This window comes from Nocardia salmonicida, from assembly GCF_036142455.1.
In the GTDB taxonomy this organism is placed as follows: Bacteria; Actinomycetota; Actinomycetes; order Mycobacteriales; family Mycobacteriaceae; genus Nocardia; species Nocardia salmonicida.
Genome location: NZ_CP108014.1, coordinates 7,306,113 through 7,323,788, shown reverse-complemented (window position 1 = coordinate 7,323,788; position 17,676 = coordinate 7,306,113). Strand labels below are relative to the sequence as shown.

Genomic DNA, 17,676 nt, shown 5'->3' with positions numbered 1-17,676 from the left:
ATGGACTATCGATTCCCGGCGCACACCCGATCCGCCCTGACGAAGGCACTCGCCGAGACCGACAGCATCCACGACGCCGCCGACACCGTCTTCTGGTCGAACCCGGCCACCGACGATCTCCAACTCCTCGGCATCGGCGCGTTCGGCAAGCTCCCCCCGGCCTTCTCGCATCTACTGGCACTGTCGAGCCTGCACACCAGCGTCCTCGACGCCGGATTCTCGGGCTACCTGAAAACCCGCCGCAGTGAACTCCCTTGGGCAACAAGGGGTTTGCGAGCAGCGGGCATGCCCCAACTGGCCGCCGCGGCCATCATCGCCGCCCGCGACGCCTCCCTCAGCTCACCGAACGACGACCTCGACCGCTTCTGGGAAGACGAACACCAGACCCTCGCCACCCCCGACCAGATCCGCCGCCCCACCGGCGACCGAGCCGAGGACCCCGACGAGATCTACGACATCAACGAACCCCAGGACTTCGAACAGCGCGTCATGGACTACGTCCGCGACCACATCGACGACTTCGTCCGCGAGTCCTGAACGGGCTCGCCGTCGCCCGGGCGAACCTGTCCGAGGGTGCCGTTAAGCTGCCAGCGTGCCCGAACTTCCTGCCGTCGCCGACCTGCTCGTCACCGCCGTGCACGCCCTCGGCGGCAAGGAACGCTCCGGGCAGACCACCATGGCCACCGCCGTCGATCATGCGATCGACACCAAGGAACACCTGGCGGTCCAGGCGGGTACCGGCACCGGAAAATCGCTGGCCTACCTCATCCCGAGCCTGCGCCACGCGGTCCGCACCGGCCGCACCGTGGTGGTCTCCACGGCGACGATCGCGCTGCAACGCCAGCTCGTCGACCGCGACCTGCCGCGCCTGGCCGAGGCGCTGACCAAACCATTGGGCCGAGCACCCAAGTTCGCGATCCTCAAGGGCCGCAACAACTATCTCTGCCTGAACAAGATCAACAGCGTGATCCCGGAAGACACCGGCGGCGAGGCCGAACTGTTCGACGCCTTCGCCATCTCCCGCCTCGGCCGCGAGGTCCAGCGCCTCAACGAATGGGCCTCCGACACCGAAACCGGCGACCGCGACGAGCTCGCCCCCGGCGTCACCGACCGCGCCTGGCGTCAGGTGAGCGTCGGCTCGCGCGAATGCCTCGGCAAGTCCCGCTGCCAGTTCGGCCAGGACTGCTTCGCCGAGAAGGCCCGCACGGAATCGGCCCAGGCCGACGTGGTGGTGACCAACCACGCGCTGCTGGCCATCGACGCCATCAGCGGCATCCAGATCCTGCCCGAACACGACGTGGTGGTGATCGACGAGGCACACGAGCTGGTCGACCGCGTCACCGGCGTGGCCACCGCCGAACTGGCCGCCACCGCGATCAGCGCCGCCGCCCGCCGCTGCACCAAACTGATCGACGAACGCGAGGTAGATCGCTTGGAGGGGGCCGCGGAGGCCTTCCACCAGGCCCTCGAGGATCTCCCGCCCGGCCGCTGGGACCAGATGCCCGACGGCATCGCCCCGGTCCTGGCCCTGGTCCGCGACTCCGCCTGGAACGCGCGCACCGCCATCGCACCGCAGGGCACCGTCAAAACCCAGGACGACCCCGACAACGCCGCCGCCCGCACCATGGCCGTGGCCGCCATCGACGACGTGCACGACGCCGCGGTCCGCGCCCTCACCGCCTTCGAGGAGGCCGATCCCGCCGCCCGCCGCGATGTGATCTGGTTGTCGGCCGACGAGATGCGCGGCGTCGCCCGCCGCACCTTGCGGATGGCGCCGCTCTCGGTCGGCGGACTGCTGCGCAGCAGACTGTTCGGCACCGCGACGGTCGTGCTCACCTCGGCCACCCTGCAGATCGGCGGTTCGTTCGACGGGCTCGCGATCACCTGGGGTCTGCCGTCGCAATCGGGCGGCAAGGTCGATCCGGCCATGGCCAACGGCGCCACCGCACCCGCCGATGTGGAATCGGTGCGCTGGAACGCCCTCGATGTCGGGTCCCCGTTCGACCACGCCAAGTCCGGCATCCTCTACGTCGCCAAGCATCTGCCCGCGCCGGGCCGCGACGGCCTCTCGCCCGCCTATCTCGACGAGATCGAACAGCTCATCACCGCCGCCGGCGGTCGCACGCTCGGCCTTTTCTCCTCGATGCGCGCCGCCAAAGCCGCCACCGAGGCGCTGCGCGAACGGCTCGACACCCCGGTGCTGTGCCAGGGCGACGATTCGATGGGCGCGCTGGTGCGCAAATTCGCCGACGACCCGGCCACCTCACTGTTCGGCACCCTCACCCTGTGGCAGGGCGTCGACGTGCCAGGCCCGTCGCTGAGTCTCGTTATCCTGGACCGCATTCCGTTCCCCCGACCCGACGATCCGCTGCTCACCGCACGTCAGCGGGCGGTGGAGTCGCGCGGCGGCAACGGTTTCATGACCGTGGCCGCCAATCACGCCGCGCTGCTGCTGGCCCAGGGCACCGGCAGGTTGCTACGCAGCGTCGACGACCGCGGCGTGGTCGCGATCCTCGATTCCCGCCTGGCCACCGCGCGCTACGGCAGTTACCTGCGCGCTTCACTGCCGCCGTATTGGGAGACCAGCGATCCCGAGGTGGTCGCGAAGGCACTGCGTCGGCTCACCGATACGGCCTGACCTGCCCGGCGCCGGCAAGTCGAGTCCTGCAAGCGCCGTGACCACACTCGTGAATCAGCGAGCGTGCGAACGCAACTCGTGAGAACGTGTGGTGATGATGCACCACGCCGATGGCGAGGTACTCGGCGAATTTCTGGTCAGCGCACGATCTTTGGCCGAGTACCGCGCGATGTTCCATCTCTCCGACGATGACCTTTCCGGTCGCCGCGTCCTCGATTGTCCCGGTGGCGCAGCCAGTTTCGCGGCCGAGGCGAGCGCATTGGGCGCCGAAGTCACCGCGATCGATCCCATCTACGCCACCCCACCGCTCGAACTGGCCGCCCGCGCGACCCCCGAAACCGAACGCGCGGTGGCCTGGGCGCACTCCCACGCCGACCGCTATCGCTGGGACTGGTACGGCTCCACCGCCGAGCACGCCGCGATCCGCCGCGGCGCCGCCGCCCGCTTCGCCGACGACGTGCGCGCCGCACCCCACCGCTACCTGGCCGGTTCCCTGCCCTCGCTCCCCTGCCCCGACGACGCTTTCGATCTGGCCCTGAGCTCGCACCTGCTGTTCAGCTACGCCGACCGACTCGACGCCGATTTCCACCTGGCAGCCCTGCTCGAATTGACTCGTGTCGCCACCACCGAAGCCCGGGTCTACCCGCTGCTCGACTACACCGGCGCCCCGCTCGACGACCTGATCGATCACCTGCGCGCCGAACTCCACGACAAAGGTGTCACCACCGCCCTGCAGAAGACCGAGTATGAGTTCCATCACGGCGCCGACACCATGCTGACGTTGCGTCCAGCCGCGTGATGGGCGCGCAACCCGCAACGTCGCGCGGCCGTTCATGGATGGCCGAGAACGGTTCGCCGCCAGCTGTACCCGCTTTCATGTCGTTTTCCTACCGAAGTCGGTCCGCCGCCGAACGTCGTTCACCCGGCGCGGTAGGTTCTTAGTCGTGCATACGATGTGGGCCGGCCGGTAGCACGGCCGTGGCGGAGAGATCTCGAGGCGTGGCACTGCCGCGCACGACCCTGACGCTTCTTCTGCTACTCGGTACCGCTGTCTTCGGCGTGACATTGCTGTTCACGACCATGGATCCGTGGATGGACAGCGGCGGCATTCTCGTCGGTGGTCTCGACGTGCACATCTACCGCGACGGCGGCTGGCGCGTGGTGCACGAACGGGCGCTCTACATCGACCCGACGCACTACGGCCTGCTCTACACCTACACGCCGTTCTCGGCCCTGGTGTTCCTGCCGCTGTTGCTGGTTCCGTGGGCTCACGTCACCACCACCTGGATGGTGCTCAACCTGCTGGTGCTGTTCGCGGTTGCGCTGCAGAGCTTCCGGATGCTCGGCTACCGCGTCACCCCCGGGCTGGCCGCCGTCAGCGCACTGCTCACCCTGGCCTGCACGTTCGCCGAACCGGTGCGCACCACGCTGTACTACGGGCAGATCAATCTGGTGCTGATGCTGCTGGTGCTGTGGGACTTCTCCCGCGCCGAGAACAGCAAGTTGCGCGGCATCGGCGTCGGCATCGCCGCGGGCATCAAGCTGACCCCGCTGTACTTCATCGCCCAGTACCTCGCCCAACGGCGGTGGCGCGCAGCCGCGACCGGCGCCCTCACCTTCGTCGCGTCGATCGGACTGACCGCGCTGGTCCTGCCGAGGGACTCCTATCAGTACTGGACCTCGACGTTCTTCCATTCCGGCCGCATCGCCCCCGACGTCCACCCGGCCAACCAGTCCCTGCGCGGCGCCATCGCCCACCTCACGCACGGCCCCGCGCCGGTGTGGTTGTGGCTGTTGATCGCGATACCGATCGCGCTGGCGGCCCTGTGGCTCTCGGCCGTGCTGGTTCGGCGCGGCGAACCTCTGCTCTCGGTCACCCTCGGCGGCCTCACCGCCTGCGCGATCTCCCCGTATTCCTGGGGCCACCACTGGGTCTGGTTCGTCCCGCTGCTGGTCTACCTGATCCACCGCGCCCAAACGCGCACACCGTGGTGGCTCGCCGCGGGCGGCGGCCTCTACCTGGCCATCGCCGCCTGGAACTACACCTATACCCCCACCTGGGTCAGCGTCGGCACCTTCCTGCTCCCCCCGTGGTGGCCGCTGTCCCAGGTGCTGATGAACGTCTACGTGATCATCTACCTGATCACCCTGGCGGGCATCGCCCTGCACATTCGTTCGCGCAGACTACCGCCCGCTCCCATCGAGCCGATCATCGATATCTCTGCCCCCGAACAGATTTCACCCGAAACCCGGACCGTCGCCGCCCCACACCCCGACGACGACCGTCCGGCGATGATGAACTGAGCTACCCGCAGGACCAATCGAAAACGCCCGACTCCAAGTCGAGTTGGGCGTTGCCGCCGCCGAGGTTCATGCCGGAGATCTCTTCGATTTCCAGGTAGTACGGGGTCAACCCCTCGGGCAGAGCCTGGACGGGGAAGGCGGTGCCGCCGAGGTGCGAGCGGCCGAAAAGCGGCTCGGCCCACGCGGTCCAGCCGGAGTCCTCGGTGAGCGGGTCCTGGTACTTCGTGTTCGGCTCGTATTCGACCGGGGGGATGCCGACATTGGGATCGGCGGTGCGCTCGGCGAGCCAGACACCGACGGTGGGATGCACATCGTCCCAGGCATTACAGCCTTCATCGCTCGCGCTCGGAGATCCGGGCAGGCGAACGTCGGCGGGCGGGGCCACGGGACCGCCGGCGAATTCCTTTTCGGTGAGCCAGATCAGCGCGAAAGCGCCGCCGATCTCGTCGTGCATGATCTGCGACTTCGGGTGCGGGCGGGTGGCGACCAGGTCGCGCGCGAGGGGGTCATCCGAGGCCGCGTCCGCCTCGACCGCGTCGGTACCGGCGAACTGGCCCTCGCCCTGGAAGAGCGCGATGGCGGGGAACCCGGGGCCGCGGCGCTGGAAATCGGTGGGCAGCCGCAGGGTGAGCGCGTGCATCATCGGCAGGCCGGTGACGGGTCCGCGCGGCCAGGTGGCCGGATCGATGGCCGGTCCTTCGCTGCCGATCCAGCCGGAGCGCACCGGCGCGTCCAGCGTCAGCGGCTCACCGTCGGGCGTCTCGGCCAATTTGTCCGCCGAGTCCCCGAAACCCAGGTCGTAAGCCTTCATCGCAGCTCTCCTCTTCCATCCGCGGACAATGCGTGGCGCCGCTGAGAACAGGCGCCGCCACGAGGTTAATGGTTGCCACCGACTCCCCGCGCGTGCTCCGTGGAACCACGGACGTACGCCCGATGACGAATCGGCTCGCCACACCACGAAAGAGGCGGCGAGGCAACCGGATCCCGGTCACCACGCCGCCCTCGCGATACACAGTGCTGTGTCAGATCAGAGCACAGCCTTCAAGATCAACGTCACCACCGCGGCCACCACGGCCACCGCGACGGCCCCGCCGCCCCACACCACGCCCTGACGCTGCCACGGTCGGCCCGCATCGAGCGAGAAGCGCCCCGGCCCGGTGAACCCCACAGCCGCGGCGACCAGCGCGAACAGCAGCGGCGTCGTGAACCCCGGCACCGACGGATCCGACGGGAAGAGCCCGCCGCTCCACAGCACGTTGATGGCGTTGATCATCGTCCCGAGCACTACAGCGGCGGCCAGCGGTGTGAACAGCCCGAACACCAGCAGCAGGCCGCCGACCAGTTCGGTGAGCCCGGCCAGTGTGCCGAAGATTTCGCCGGGGTTGTAGCCCATGGCGGTGAAGCCGTCGGCATTGGCGCGCCAGCCGGGGCCGTTGAACCAACCGAACAGCTTCTGGGTTCCGTAGGCGGCCATCAGACCACCGAAGCCGACGCGCAGCACCAGCAGGCCGATACCTGCGGCAGTGGTCTCGTCGGTGGTGGCGGTAGGGGTGATGCGGGTAGCGGTGTCGGTCATCGTTTCCTCGTCTGCGATTCGAAACATGCCCGCAACCGGACCGTGGTCCGATTGCCTTCCTCGGTCACAACCCTGGGTCCGCTGCCACTATTTCACGCCCTTCCAGGCATTTCTGTGACCCCGCGCACAGGACAACGAAAAGGGTCGCCCCAGTGGGACGACCCTTGTCGAAGACGTCAGTTCACCACGCCATGGTGGCGTAGCCGACCAGAGTCTGCTCGGACTCCTGCGACAGCTTCCAGGTGCCGCCGATGTTCTTCCAGGTCACCGGGATCGGGAAGGCGTAGTCACCCAGGCGGCTGTTCAGCGTGGCCGACAGGGTGTCACCGTCCACGGTGACCGGGCCGGAGACATCCCAGCTGTAGCCGGGGATCCGGTTGACGGTGTCGCGCACGACCGCGAGGCCACTGGCATCGCCCGACTCGAGCTCGGACGCCGAACCATTCATGGCTGCCTGCAACTTGCCGTACAGCTCACCGACCGAAGGCGTGGCGGGGGCGGCGATCGCGGCGGGGGCGGTGGCGACGACAGCGGCGGTGACCGGCGCGAAGATGGTGGCAAACGCCATCGACGCGGCAACGAGCGAACGCTTCATGGATGGATCTCCTCTAGTTAGGCAAGCCTAGGCTAGCCTGAGTATAGACACACCTATGGCCGGAACGCCTACTCCACCAGGAAGATGAAGTACGCGAGGAACAGCACCATCAGTGCCCACATGGCCGGGTGCACTTCCCTGATACGGCCCTTGGCGACCATCACGATCGGGTAGAAGATCATGCCCATCGCCAGCCCGTTGGCGATCGAATACGTCAGCGGCATCATGATGACCGTGATGAACGCGGGCACCGAGTACTCGAGGTTCTGCCAGTCGATGTCGCCCAGCGAACGCGCCATCAGGATGCCGACCACGATCAGCGCGGCCGAGGTGATCTCGGCCGATCCGGCGACCACCGAGAAGATCGGATAGCAGAACATCGCGATCAGGAACCAGCCCGCGGTGGTCACCGCTGTGAGTCCCGTTCGACCACCCGCCGACACACCCGCCGTCGATTCGACATAGGCGGTGGTGGTGGAGGTACCGATGATCGCGCCCGCGGTGGTGCCGACCGAGTCGGCGGCCATCGCGCTCGCCGCACGGGGCAGGGTGCCGTCCTTGTTCAGCAGACCGGCCTGGTTGGCGACGCCGATCAGGGTGCCGGAGGCATCGAAGAAATCGACGAACAGCATGGTGAGGACCACCACGATCATCTGCCCGGTGAAAGCGTCCGGCAGGTGGATGATCGCCTGGCCGAATGTCTGATCCAACCCCTTCGGCATCTCGGCGATGCCGTCCGGGATGTCGACCAGACCGGTCACCATGCCGAGGATCGTGGTCGAGACGATGCCGTAGAGCACCGCGCCGTGCCAGCCGATCACCAGGAAGACCACGGTGACGATCAGACCGAACAGAGCCAGCATCGTGGTGCCATCGGTGAGATCGCCGAGAGTCACCAGCGTCGAGTCACTGTTGACCACGATGCCCGCGTTCTTCAACCCGAGGAACGCCACGAACAAACCGATACCCGCGCCGACGGCGAACTTCATCTGCAACGGGATCGCGTTGAGAATCCGTTCCCGGACCTTCGTGATCGCCAGAATGAAGAAGATGATGCCCGACAGCAAGGTGCCCGACAGCGCCACCTGCCACGGGATGCCCATGCTGAGCACCACTGTGTAGGCGAAGAACGCGTTGAGACCCATGCCCGGCGCGAGCGCGATCGGGTACTTCGCCCAGATGCCCATCACAAGCGTGCCGAAGACCGCGGCGACGGCGGTGGCCGTGAAGACCGCCTGCATCGGGATGCCCTTGTCGCCGAGAGCGCCCTCGTCACCGAGGATCGACGGGTTCACCGCCAGCACATACGACATCGCCAGGAACGTGACCGTGCCCGCCATCGCCTCGCGCTTGAAGCTGGACCCACTCGACGAGATACCGAAATATCCGTCGATGCGCCCTCTGGCACGGGTCAGGGCATCACTGGCCATGATTCTCCTCAGTTATCGACCCCGGAACGGTAGCGGAAAGTTCACTGAATCGAATAACTCGGCACTCGTGTCACCGTGTACGGTCACGCCCCCGCGACGGCCACCAAGCCCAGTTCGGAGTCGGAGGCGAGCAACGCGTTGTGGGGAAGGACACGGACCGTGTACCCGACCGCGCCCGACAGCGGGACCGGAGCCTGGATCGAATACAGTTCGCTGCCTTCGTCGGCGCCGGTGTGGCCCATCTCGATCGTGGTCGTATCGGAGAGGTCGTCGGTCGGCGAGACCCGGCCGAGTACCGCCTGCACCACCACATCCGACGGCGCGAGCCCGCCGAGATCGATGCGCGCGTGCAGCGACAGTTCCGCACCGATCACCGGGGTATCGGGCAGACCCGAGCTGTCGACCTGTGCGATCCGTACCGATGGCCACGCGGCGTCGACGCGCTTGCGGTATTCGGCGATCTCGGCGGCGCCGGCGAATTTGTCGGCTGCGGCGCGACCGAACGCGGCGGCCGCGGGTCCGTAGTACTGCTCGGCGTAGTCGCGCACCATCCGCGATGCCAGGACCTTCGGGCTGGTGGTCTGCAGGGTGTGGCGCACCATCTCGGTCCAGCGGATCGGCACATCGCTCGCGTCACGGTCGTAGAAACGCGGCGCGACAGTGCGCTCGACGAGTTCGTAGAGCGCCGAGGCCTCGAGGTCGTCGCGGCGGGTCTCGTCGCGGATGCCGTCGGCGGTGGGGATGGCCCAGCCGTTCTCGCCGTCGTACATCTCGTCCCACCAGCCGTCGCGGATGGACAGATTGAGGCCGCCGTTGAGCGCGGACTTCATTCCCGAGGTCCCACAGGCTTCGAGCGGGCGCAGCGGATTGTTCAGCCACACGTCGCAACCCCAGTACAGGTAGCGGGCCATCGACATGTCGTAGTCGGGCAGGAAGACGATGCGGTGACGCACCTCTGGGTCGTCGGCGAACCGTACGACCTGTTGGATCAGCGCCTTACCGCCGTCGTCGGCGGGGTGGCTCTTGCCCGCGACCACCAGCTGCACCGGACGTTCGGGGTCGAGCAGCAGCGCGCGCAGACGTTCGGGGTCGCGCAGCATGAGGGTGAGCCGCTTGTAGGTGGGAACGCGACGGGCGAAACCGATGGTGAGCACGTTCGGATCGAACACGTCGTCGATCCAGCCGAGTTCGGCGTCGGCGGCGCCTCGCTGTCGCCAGGAATCGCGCAGCCTGCGTCGCACTTCATCGATCAGTACCCCGCGCAACGTGTTCCGCGTCGACCACAGCTGACCGAGGTCGACATCGCTGAGCTTCTCCCAGCCCCGCGCCTCCTCGACCAGTTCGGGGCCGACCAGTTCGCGCGCCTTGTCGATCCATTCGCGCGCGGCCCAGGTCGGTGCGTGCACGCCGTTGGTGACCGAGCCGATCGGCACCTCGGCCGCGTCGAAGTCCGGCCACAGCGCCGCGAACATCTCCCGGCTGACTTCACCGTGCAGTTTCGATACGCCGTTGGCGCGCTGGGCCATGCGCAGACCCATGTGCGCCATATTGAACACCGAGGGATCGCCCTCACGACCGAATGCGAGGATCCGGTCCACGGAAAGCCCTGGCAGCAGAGCGGATTCGGACTCACCGTGCGATCCGCCGAAGTACCTGCGGACCAACGGCATCGGGAATCGGTCGATGCCCGCGGGCACCGGAGTGTGCGTGGTGAACACGGTGCCTGCCCGCACCGCGGTGAGTGCGGTCTCGAAATCCAGTCCGCCCGCGATGAATTCACGCATGCGCTCGACGCCGAGGAACCCCGCGTGACCCTCGTTCATGTGGAAGACATCGGGATCAGGGAGCCCGTTGGCGCGGGTGTAAGCGCGCACCGCGCGAACGCCACCGATTCCGGCCAGGATCTCCTGCTTGATGCGGTGGTCCTGATCGCCGCCGTAGAGCCGGTCGGTGACGGCGCGCAGTTCGGGATCGTTGTCGGCGATATCGGAATCGAGCAGCAGCAACGGGATCCGGCCCACCTGCGCGATCCACACCCTGGCCCGCAGCACCCGCCCCTCCGGCATGCCGACGCGGATGAGCACCGGCGAGCCGTCGCTGGTGAGCAGCCGCAGCGGCAGCCCCTGCGGGTCGAGCGCCGGGTAGTGCTCCATCTGCCAGCCGTCGGCCGACAGCGACTGCCGGAAATACCCCGAGCGATACAGCAGCCCGACGCCGATCAGTGGCAAGCCCAGATCCGAGGCGGCCTTGAGGTGATCACCGGCGAGGATGCCGAGACCGCCGGAGTAGTTCGGCAGCACCTCGGTGACGCCGAACTCCATCGAGAAGTAGGCGATCCCCGCCACATCGGTGCCGGTCTGCTCCTGGAACCACCGCGGCCGAGCCAGGTAGTCCTGCAAGCCCGCAGCAGCCGCGTCCACCCGTGCGGTGTAGCCGGGATCGGCGGCGAGCTCATCGAGCCGCTCGGCGGGCACCTCACCCAGCATCCGTACCGGGTCCTGGCCGACGGCGCGCCACAACTGCGGATCGAGCTCGGCGAACAGATCCTGCGTCGGGCCGTGCCACGACCACCGCAGGTTCGTCGACAACTCACCCAGCGCGGCGAGCCGCTCCGGCAAATGGGCACGGACAGTGAACCGACGAAGTGCCTTCACCCCGGAAGAATAAACGATCGAGCCCGCACGGGGGTCCTAGGTGAACTGGGCAGCGAATTCGGGGGTGGGCGGGACCTCGGTGATCACGTCGATCAGCACGCCTGCGGGATCGGCGACGATGAAGTGGCGTTGCCCGAAGTCTTCGGTGCGCAGCTCGAGTTCGGGGCGAAGGCCGCCGGTCCGCACGAGTCGGTCCCACTCGGCGTCGACATCGTCGACCTCGAAGTTGAGCACTACCCCCTGGACCGGCTTGCCGAAGCCTGCCGGGATCGTGGGATGGGTGGGGTCGAGCAGGGCCAGTTCGTAGGTCGGCTCGTCGTCGGCGCCCGCCCGCCGCAGGCTGACGTACCAGTCCGCTTCGAAGACGATCTCGAAGCCGAACCAGGCCGTGTAGAAGTCGCGCGATTCCGCGATCCGGCTGGTGGCCAGAACCGGGTAGTAGCTGCTGAGTCTCATGGGGATTCACCTTTCACATACCGTTGGTATGTGTCGTACGATAGTTCACATACCATCGGTAGGTCAACGGGAGGACAGTCGATGACATCGACGGCGCGAACGCGGCAACGCGAACAGACGCGGCGCGTCCTGCTACACGAGACAAGGGCCCTGTTCGCCGCGAAAGGCTATGCCGCCGTGGGGTTGTCGGAGATCGTGACGTCCGCCGGGGTCACCAAGGGCGCGCTGTATCACCACTTCGACAGCAAGGCCGACCTGTTCCGCGCGGTCCTCACGCAGGTACAGGAGGAGGTCGGCGCGCAGGTGGCCGCCGCCGCCGACACCGAGTCCGACCCGTGGACGCAGCTCACCACCGGTTGCGCCGCGTTCCTGCGAGCCTGCGCCGACCCGCTCGTTCAGCGGATCCTGCTGATCGACGGCCCCGCCGTCCTCGGCTGGCACGAATGGCGTGCCATGGACGAGGCCAATTCCGCCCGCCACCTGCACGAAGCCCTGCAATCCCTCGTCGACGCCCGTGTCCTTCCCCCACAACCGGTCGCCCCGCTGACCCAACTGCTCTCCGGGGCGATGAACGAGGCAGCGCTGTGGTTGGCCACCACCACCGACCCGAACGCGCTGACCGACACCATCGCCGCCCTCGACCGACTCCTCGCGGGCCTGCGCGGGCCCTGACGCCACGAAATCCGCTCGCCGTACCCCGGCACTCCGTGCCACCATGCACCGATGCCGCACTGGGTCGATGTCCTGCCCGAATTCCTGGTCGCCGCCCTCATCCTGGCCGCGCTGCCCGGGCCCGCGACGGCGCTGTTCCTGCAGCGATCGGTTCGCGACGGGCGCAGCGCCGGCCTGGCCGCGGTCGTGGGCAACGAGATCGGCATTCTCGGCTGGACGCTCGCGGGCGGCACCGGGCTGTCGATTCTGCTGGCCGCCAACCGCTGGCTCAACACCACCATGCATGTCGTCGGCGCCGTCGTCCTGATCTGGCTCGGCGTCCAGTCCTGGCGCCACGCCCGCGGCCACAGCGACGACTTCGGCGCCGCCCTCACCGCGAAACTCCCGGGCGGCAACACTCCCGCCGCCGCCTTCCGAGCCTCGCTGATCTCGATCGCCGCCAACCCGAAGGCGGCGGTGTTCGGCATGACGATCCTGCCCCAATTCCTCCCGAACGAAGGCCCTGTCCTGCCCACCCTGTGCATCCTGGCCACCATCCAGGTCGTCGTCGACGGCGCCTGGTGCGTGGGAGTGGTCCTGGCCGCCGACCGAGCAGGCGCCTGGCTGCGCCGTGCCACGATCCGTCAGCGGGTAGAACGCACCCTCGCCGCCGTCCTGGTAGCCCTCGGCCTTGGCCTGGCCGCCGACACACGCTGAAACCACCCCGGACGACATCCGCACCCCCGGCCACCAGCGCTCCCCACCCGGAAAAATGCAGTAAGTTAGCCGAGTGACCGGCCGGATAGCCATCGATGACATCGCCCCGTCCATCCCCGGCGGCCGCCCGTCTAAAGCCGCAGTCGGCGAGGTGTTTCCCGTCCGCGCCGTCGTCTGGCGCGAGGGTCACGACGCGGTAGCCGCCACCCTGGCAGTCCGAGCCCCCGGCTCCTCCCGGATCACCCGTATCCGCATGGCCCCCGACTACCAACCCGACGTCTTCAACGCCCACTTCACCCCCAACGCCCCCGGTCTGTGGACGTACCGCATCGAAGGCTGGAGCGACCCCGTCGCCACCTGGCGCTCGGCCGTCGAAGCGAAATTGTCCGTCGGCCAGACCGCCGCCGACCTGGCCAACGACCTCGAGACCGGCGCGATCCTCTTCGAACGCGCTGCCCAAGCCGTCCCGAAGAAGCAGTTCGAACGCCTGCGCGCCGCCGCCACCGCCCTGCGCGGCGACGAACAACTCCCGGCCCGGGTCGCCCCCGCGTTCTCCGAGGAGATCAGCGAGATCCTGCGCGCCACCCCGCTGCGCGAGATGGTCACCCGGGGCACCCAGTTCTCGGTCCTGGTCGAACGCCGCCGCGCCCTGGTGGGCTCCTGGTACGAATTCTTCCCCCGCTCCACCGGTGGCCGCGACGCCGACGGCAACCCGATCCACGGCACCTTCGCCACGGCCGCGCGTGAACTCCCCCGTATCGCGGGCATGGGATTCGATGTCGTCTACCTCCCGCCGATCCACCCGGTCGGCGTGGTGAATCGCAAGGGCCGCAACAACACTCTCACCACCGAGCCCGGCGACGTGGGCTCCCCCTGGGCCATCGGCTCGGCGGACGGCGGACACGATGCCGTGAACCCGCTTCTCGGCACCGAAACCGACTTCACCGAATTCGTCTCCGAGGCAGCAGCTCTCGGCCTCGATGTCGCCATCGACCTGGCCCTGCAATGCGCGCCGGACCATCCCTGGGTCGCCGCCCACCCGGAGTGGTTCACCACCCTCCCGGACGGCACCATCGCCTATGCCGAGAACCCCCCGAAGAAGTACCAGGACATCTACCCGGTCAACTTCGACAACGACCCCGACGGTCTCTACGCCGAGATCCTGCGGGTGGTCCGGCACTGGATCTCGTTGGGCGTCACCATCTTCCGCGTGGACAACCCGCACACCAAGCCCGCCGATTTCTGGGAGTGGCTGATCGCGGAGCTGCGCCGCACCGACCCCGACGTGATCTTCCTGTCCGAGGCGTTCACCCGTCCGGCCCGCCTCTACGGCCTGGCCCGCCGCGGCTTCAGCCAGTCGTACACGTATTTCACCTGGCGCGTACACAAGTGGGAACTCACCGAGTTCGGCTACGAGATCGCCGCCAAGGCCGACGAAGCCAGACCGAATCTGTTCGTGAACACCCCCGATATCCTGCACGAAAGCCTGCAACACGGCGGCCCTGGCATGTTCGCCATCCGCGCCGCGCTCGCGGCCACCCTGTCGCCCACCTGGGGCGTGTACTCCGGTTTCGAACTGTTCGAATACCAGGCGGTCCGCGAGGGCAGCGAGGAATACCTCGATTCGGAGAAGTACGAACTTCGTCCCCGCGATTTCGCCGGGGCCCTCGAGCGCGGTGAATCGCTGGAACCGTGGCTCACCCGCCTCAACCAGATCCGGCGCAATCACCCCGCGCTGCAACAGTTGCGCTGCATCCACTTCCATCACATCGACAACGACGCGCTGATCGCCTACTCCAAGATCGATCCGGTCTCCGGCGACGCGGTCCTGGTCATCGTGAACCTGAACCCCTATGCCGCCGAGCAGGGCCATATTTCGCTCGATCTCCCCGCTATCGGCCGCGAATGGCACGACCATCCGGTGGTCTTCGACGAGATCAGCGGCGAGGAATACCACTGGGGCCAGCAGAATTTCGTGCGCCTCGACCCCGCGCGCGCGGTGGCGCACATCCTGGCGCTGCCAGCGGTCCCCGCCGCCGCCCGCGTACCGCTGGCCTACCGCGAGACACTGTGATGAAGCGCCGCGATCTACTGCTGCTCGCCGCGGGCACCCATCCCGACCCGCACACTGTCCTGGGCGCACACTCCCATGCCGACGGCACCGCGGTCCGGGTCCTTCGCCCCCACGCCGACACCGTGACGGTGCTCGTCGGCGAGTCCGAGCATCGGCTGAAGTCGTTGGGCCACGGTATTTTCGACGCGGTCCTGCCGTATCCGGAGATCGACGACTACCGGGTCCGCGCCGAATACCCGGGTGGCCAGACGGTGGTTTCCGCCGACGGCTACCGCTTCCTGCCCACCGTCGGCGAATTCGACCTGCACCTCATCGGCGAAGGCCGACACACCCGCCTCTGGGAGGTGCTCGGCGCGCATCCACGCCACTACACCACCCTCGACGGCGAGGTCGACGGCACTTCGTTCGCGGTCTGGGCCCCGAATGCTCGCGGTGTCACCGTCTTCGGCGATTTCGACCACTGGAGCGGCACCTCGGCACCCATGCGCGCCTTGGGCAGTTCCGGGGTGTGGGAGGTGTTCGTGCCGGGCGTCGGACCGGGCACGCGCTACAAGTACCGGATCCACGGCGCCGATGGTCGCGTCGTCGATCACGCTGACCCCCTTGCCTTTTCGACCGAAGTACCGCCCGCGACGGCCTCGGTGGTCACCCGCGCCGACCACGTGTGGACCGACAGCGCCTGGCTCGACCGACGCGCGAAGACCGACGCGGTCCGCTCCCCCATGAGCGCCTACGAAATCCACCTCGGTTCCTGGCGACCCGGCCTCGACTACCGCGAATTGGCCCATCAGCTGGCCGAGTACCTGCGCGCGACCGGATTCACCCACGTCGAACTGCTGCCGGTGGCCGAGCACCCGTTCGGCGGATCGTGGGGATACCAGGTCACCTCGTACTACGCCCCGACCTCGCGTTTCGGCAGCCCCGACGACTTCCGCTACTTCGTCGACCACCTGCACAACGCGGGCATCGGGGTGCTCCTGGACTGGGTCCCCGCGCACTTCCCGCGCGACGAATGGGCACTGGCCCGCTTCGACGGCACCCCGCTCTACGAACACCCCGATCCGCGCCGCGGCGAGCAACTCGACTGGGGCACTTTCGTTTTCGACTTCGGACGCAACGAGGTCCGCAACTTCCTGGTCGCCAATGCCACCTTCTGGATCGAGGAGTTCCACATCGACGGCCTGCGCGTCGACGCCGTGGCCTCGATGCTGTACCTGGACTACTCCCGCCCCGACGGCGGCTGGGAGCCGAATATCTACGGCGGCCGGGAGAATCTGGAAGCGGTCGACTTCCTGCAGGAGCTCAACGACGCCGTGCACGGCGCCCATCCCGGCGTGGTCACCATCGCCGAGGAGTCCACCACCTGGCCCGGCGTCACCCGCGGCACCGACGTCGGCGGCCTCGGTTTCACCATGAAGTGGAACATGGGCTGGATGCACGACACTCTCGGCTACCTGGGTCGCGACCCGATCCATCGCTCCTGGCACCACAACGAGATGACGTTCTCGCTGGTGTACGCGTGGAGCGAGAACTATGTGTTGCCGATCAGCCACGACGAGGTCGTGCACGGCAAGGGCACGCTGTGGACCCGCATGCCCGGCGACGACTTCGCCAAGGCGAGCGGCGTGCGCGCCCTGCTCGCCTACATGTGGGCCCACCCCGGCAAACAACTGCTGTTCATGGGCCAGGAATTCGGCCAGTTCCGCGAATGGGACAACGACCGCGGCCTGGACTGGCAGGAATTGGAAAACCCACTCCACCAGGGCATTTCAACGATGGTGGCCGACCTCAACCGCACCTACACCGCCCACCCGGCCCTGTGGACGCAAGACGCCACTCCCGGCGGTCACTCCTGGATCGAAGCCGACGACAGCACGGCCAACGTCTTCGCCTTCCTGCGCTGGAGCACCGACGGCAGCGCGGTGGCGGCCATCTTCAACTTCTCGGGTTCCCTCCGCGAGAACTACCGCATCGGCCTGCCCCACCCCGGCGCCTGGCACGAGATCCTCAACACCGACGCCCACGAATACGCGGGCTCCGGCATCGGCAATCTCGGCATCGTCACCGCCGTCGACACCCCCAGCCACGGTCACCCGGCCTCGGCCACCATCACGATGGCCCCGCACAGCGCCCTCTGGCTGTCCTCGACGGCTTAACGATCCAGGTCGACCCGAATCGTCAGCAGGTCGGTACCGAACGCCCGTACCGCGGTGCTGTTGTAGCGCGGCAACTGCCGCAGCCTGGCCCGTGGATCGTCACCGGGCAGCAATACGGCGGTCCCGGCGTACCAGCGTCCGCCCAGGCGCACGCGGACCTTGTTGTCGGCCTTGATGTTGCGCACATACTGCGAGCGATCCCCGAACTCGGAGACCAACCAGAACTCGTTTCCGACGCGCCGACCACCGATCGGCGTGACCCGCGGCTGCCCGCTCACCCGTCCGACCGTCTCGAGCAACTGCTGACCGGGCAGTCTGCCCAGGATCGGATTCAGTCGCCGCTGGAACGCGGTGACGATCCGATGCTGGATATCGTTCTTGGACGCCATATTTCGACCGTAGCACCGCTCACACGCAGCGAAGCC

The 17,676-nt window shown here is 67.7% G+C and carries 15 protein-coding genes; 8 read left to right on the top strand and 7 right to left on the bottom strand.

Annotation, left to right across the window (positions count from 1 at the left end):
* The 4 genes from OHS03_RS34130 to OHS03_RS34115 all read left to right on the top strand — a co-directional run bounded on the left by OHS03_RS34130 (position 1) and on the right by OHS03_RS34115 (position 4,942).
* The gene (locus OHS03_RS34130; RefSeq protein ID WP_062991792.1) at positions 1-537 is read left to right on the top strand and encodes a DMP19 family protein; all 537 of its coding nucleotides are present in this window, start codon (positions 1-3) and stop codon (positions 535-537) included.
* A 55-nt stretch (positions 538-592) separates the two neighbouring features.
* On the top strand, positions 593-2,638 hold the full coding sequence (locus OHS03_RS34125; RefSeq protein ID WP_056817821.1) for an ATP-dependent DNA helicase: 2,046 nt from the start codon (positions 593-595) through the stop codon (positions 2,636-2,638).
* A gap of 94 nt (positions 2,639-2,732) precedes the next feature.
* Complete coding sequence (locus tag OHS03_RS34120) at positions 2,733-3,437, top strand: malonyl-ACP O-methyltransferase BioC (protein ID WP_063893668.1); 705 nt, start codon at positions 2,733-2,735, stop codon at positions 3,435-3,437.
* 200 nt (positions 3,438-3,637) lie between these two features.
* Complete coding sequence (locus OHS03_RS34115; protein ID WP_328659683.1) at positions 3,638-4,942, top strand: glycosyltransferase 87 family protein; 1,305 nt, start codon at positions 3,638-3,640, stop codon at positions 4,940-4,942.
* A gap of 1 nt (position 4,943) precedes the next feature.
* Here OHS03_RS34115 and OHS03_RS34110 read toward each other — a convergent pair whose 3' ends face one another.
* The 6 genes from OHS03_RS34110 to OHS03_RS34085 all read right to left on the bottom strand — a co-directional run bounded on the left by OHS03_RS34110 (position 4,944) and on the right by OHS03_RS34085 (position 11,653).
* A complete protein-coding gene (locus tag OHS03_RS34110) occupies positions 4,944-5,753 on the bottom strand; it encodes a hypothetical protein (protein ID WP_062991788.1) in 810 nt (269 codons plus the stop codon).
* Positions 5,754-5,969: 216 nt separating this feature from the next.
* Positions 5,970-6,518 (bottom strand): DoxX family protein, encoded by a 549-nt coding sequence (locus OHS03_RS34105; protein WP_328659681.1) that lies wholly within the window; start codon positions 6,516-6,518, stop codon positions 5,970-5,972.
* A 181-nt stretch (positions 6,519-6,699) separates the two neighbouring features.
* Positions 6,700-7,113: an MTB12 C-terminal domain-containing protein gene (locus OHS03_RS34100; RefSeq protein ID WP_063816362.1), complete on the bottom strand. Its 414-nt coding sequence runs from the start codon at positions 7,111-7,113 to the stop codon at positions 6,700-6,702.
* A 68-nt stretch (positions 7,114-7,181) separates the two neighbouring features.
* Entirely contained in the window at positions 7,182-8,543 is a 1,362-nt protein-coding gene (locus tag OHS03_RS34095) for an NCS2 family permease (protein ID WP_328659679.1), read from the bottom strand.
* A gap of 83 nt (positions 8,544-8,626) precedes the next feature.
* Positions 8,627-11,197 (bottom strand): alpha-glucan family phosphorylase, encoded by a 2,571-nt coding sequence (gene glgP / locus OHS03_RS34090; RefSeq protein ID WP_328659677.1) that lies wholly within the window; start codon positions 11,195-11,197, stop codon positions 8,627-8,629.
* Between the two features lie 36 nt (positions 11,198-11,233).
* Positions 11,234-11,653 (bottom strand): VOC family protein, encoded by a 420-nt coding sequence (locus tag OHS03_RS34085; protein WP_328659675.1) that lies wholly within the window; start codon positions 11,651-11,653, stop codon positions 11,234-11,236.
* An 81-nt stretch (positions 11,654-11,734) separates the two neighbouring features.
* Between OHS03_RS34085 and OHS03_RS34080 the strand changes: the two genes are divergently transcribed.
* The 4 genes from OHS03_RS34080 to glgB all read left to right on the top strand — a co-directional run bounded on the left by OHS03_RS34080 (position 11,735) and on the right by glgB (position 17,251).
* Positions 11,735-12,325 carry a TetR/AcrR family transcriptional regulator gene (locus OHS03_RS34080; protein WP_328659673.1) on the top strand — a complete coding sequence of 197 codons (591 nt, stop codon included), beginning with the start codon at positions 11,735-11,737 and terminating at the stop codon, positions 12,323-12,325.
* A gap of 51 nt (positions 12,326-12,376) precedes the next feature.
* Positions 12,377-13,021, top strand: coding sequence for a LysE family translocator (locus OHS03_RS34075; RefSeq protein WP_328659671.1), 645 nt, complete (start codon positions 12,377-12,379; stop codon positions 13,019-13,021).
* Between the two features lie 73 nt (positions 13,022-13,094).
* Complete coding sequence (locus OHS03_RS34070; protein ID WP_328659669.1) at positions 13,095-15,095, top strand: alpha-1,4-glucan--maltose-1-phosphate maltosyltransferase; 2,001 nt, start codon at positions 13,095-13,097, stop codon at positions 15,093-15,095.
* Complete coding sequence (gene glgB, locus OHS03_RS34065; RefSeq protein WP_328659666.1) at positions 15,095-17,251, top strand: 1,4-alpha-glucan branching protein GlgB; 2,157 nt, start codon at positions 15,095-15,097, stop codon at positions 17,249-17,251. Before OHS03_RS34070 ends, glgB begins: the two co-directional genes overlap by 1 nt.
* On the opposite strand, the gene OHS03_RS34060 is transcribed toward glgB, so the two are convergent.
* A complete protein-coding gene (locus tag OHS03_RS34060) occupies positions 17,248-17,640 on the bottom strand; it encodes a nitroreductase/quinone reductase family protein (protein ID WP_062991772.1) in 393 nt (130 codons plus the stop codon). The genes glgB and OHS03_RS34060 overlap by 4 nt on opposite strands.
* Positions 17,641-17,676 lie beyond the last annotated feature (36 nt).

Coding starts and splice junctions, on each gene's coding strand:
- OHS03_RS34075 (WP_328659671.1), top strand. CDS start 12,377: ATGCCGCACTGGGTCGATGTCCTGCCCGAATTCCTGGTCGCCGCCCTC.
- OHS03_RS34130 (WP_062991792.1), top strand. CDS start 1: ATGGACTATCGATTCCCGGCGCACACCCGATCCGCCCTGACGAAGGCA.
- OHS03_RS34105 (WP_328659681.1), bottom strand. CDS start 6,518: ATGACCGACACCGCTACCCGCATCACCCCTACCGCCACCACCGACGAG.
- OHS03_RS34095 (WP_328659679.1), bottom strand. CDS start 8,543: ATGGCCAGTGATGCCCTGACCCGTGCCAGAGGGCGCATCGACGGATAT.
- OHS03_RS34060 (WP_062991772.1), bottom strand. CDS start 17,640: ATGGCGTCCAAGAACGATATCCAGCATCGGATCGTCACCGCGTTCCAG.
- OHS03_RS34110 (WP_062991788.1), bottom strand. CDS start 5,753: ATGAAGGCTTACGACCTGGGTTTCGGGGACTCGGCGGACAAATTGGCC.
- OHS03_RS34120 (WP_063893668.1), top strand. CDS start 2,733: ATGATGCACCACGCCGATGGCGAGGTACTCGGCGAATTTCTGGTCAGC.
- glgB (WP_328659666.1), top strand. CDS start 15,095: ATGAAGCGCCGCGATCTACTGCTGCTCGCCGCGGGCACCCATCCCGAC.
- OHS03_RS34080 (WP_328659673.1), top strand. CDS start 11,735: ATGACATCGACGGCGCGAACGCGGCAACGCGAACAGACGCGGCGCGTC.
- OHS03_RS34100 (WP_063816362.1), bottom strand. CDS start 7,113: ATGAAGCGTTCGCTCGTTGCCGCGTCGATGGCGTTTGCCACCATCTTC.
- OHS03_RS34085 (WP_328659675.1), bottom strand. CDS start 11,653: ATGAGACTCAGCAGCTACTACCCGGTTCTGGCCACCAGCCGGATCGCG.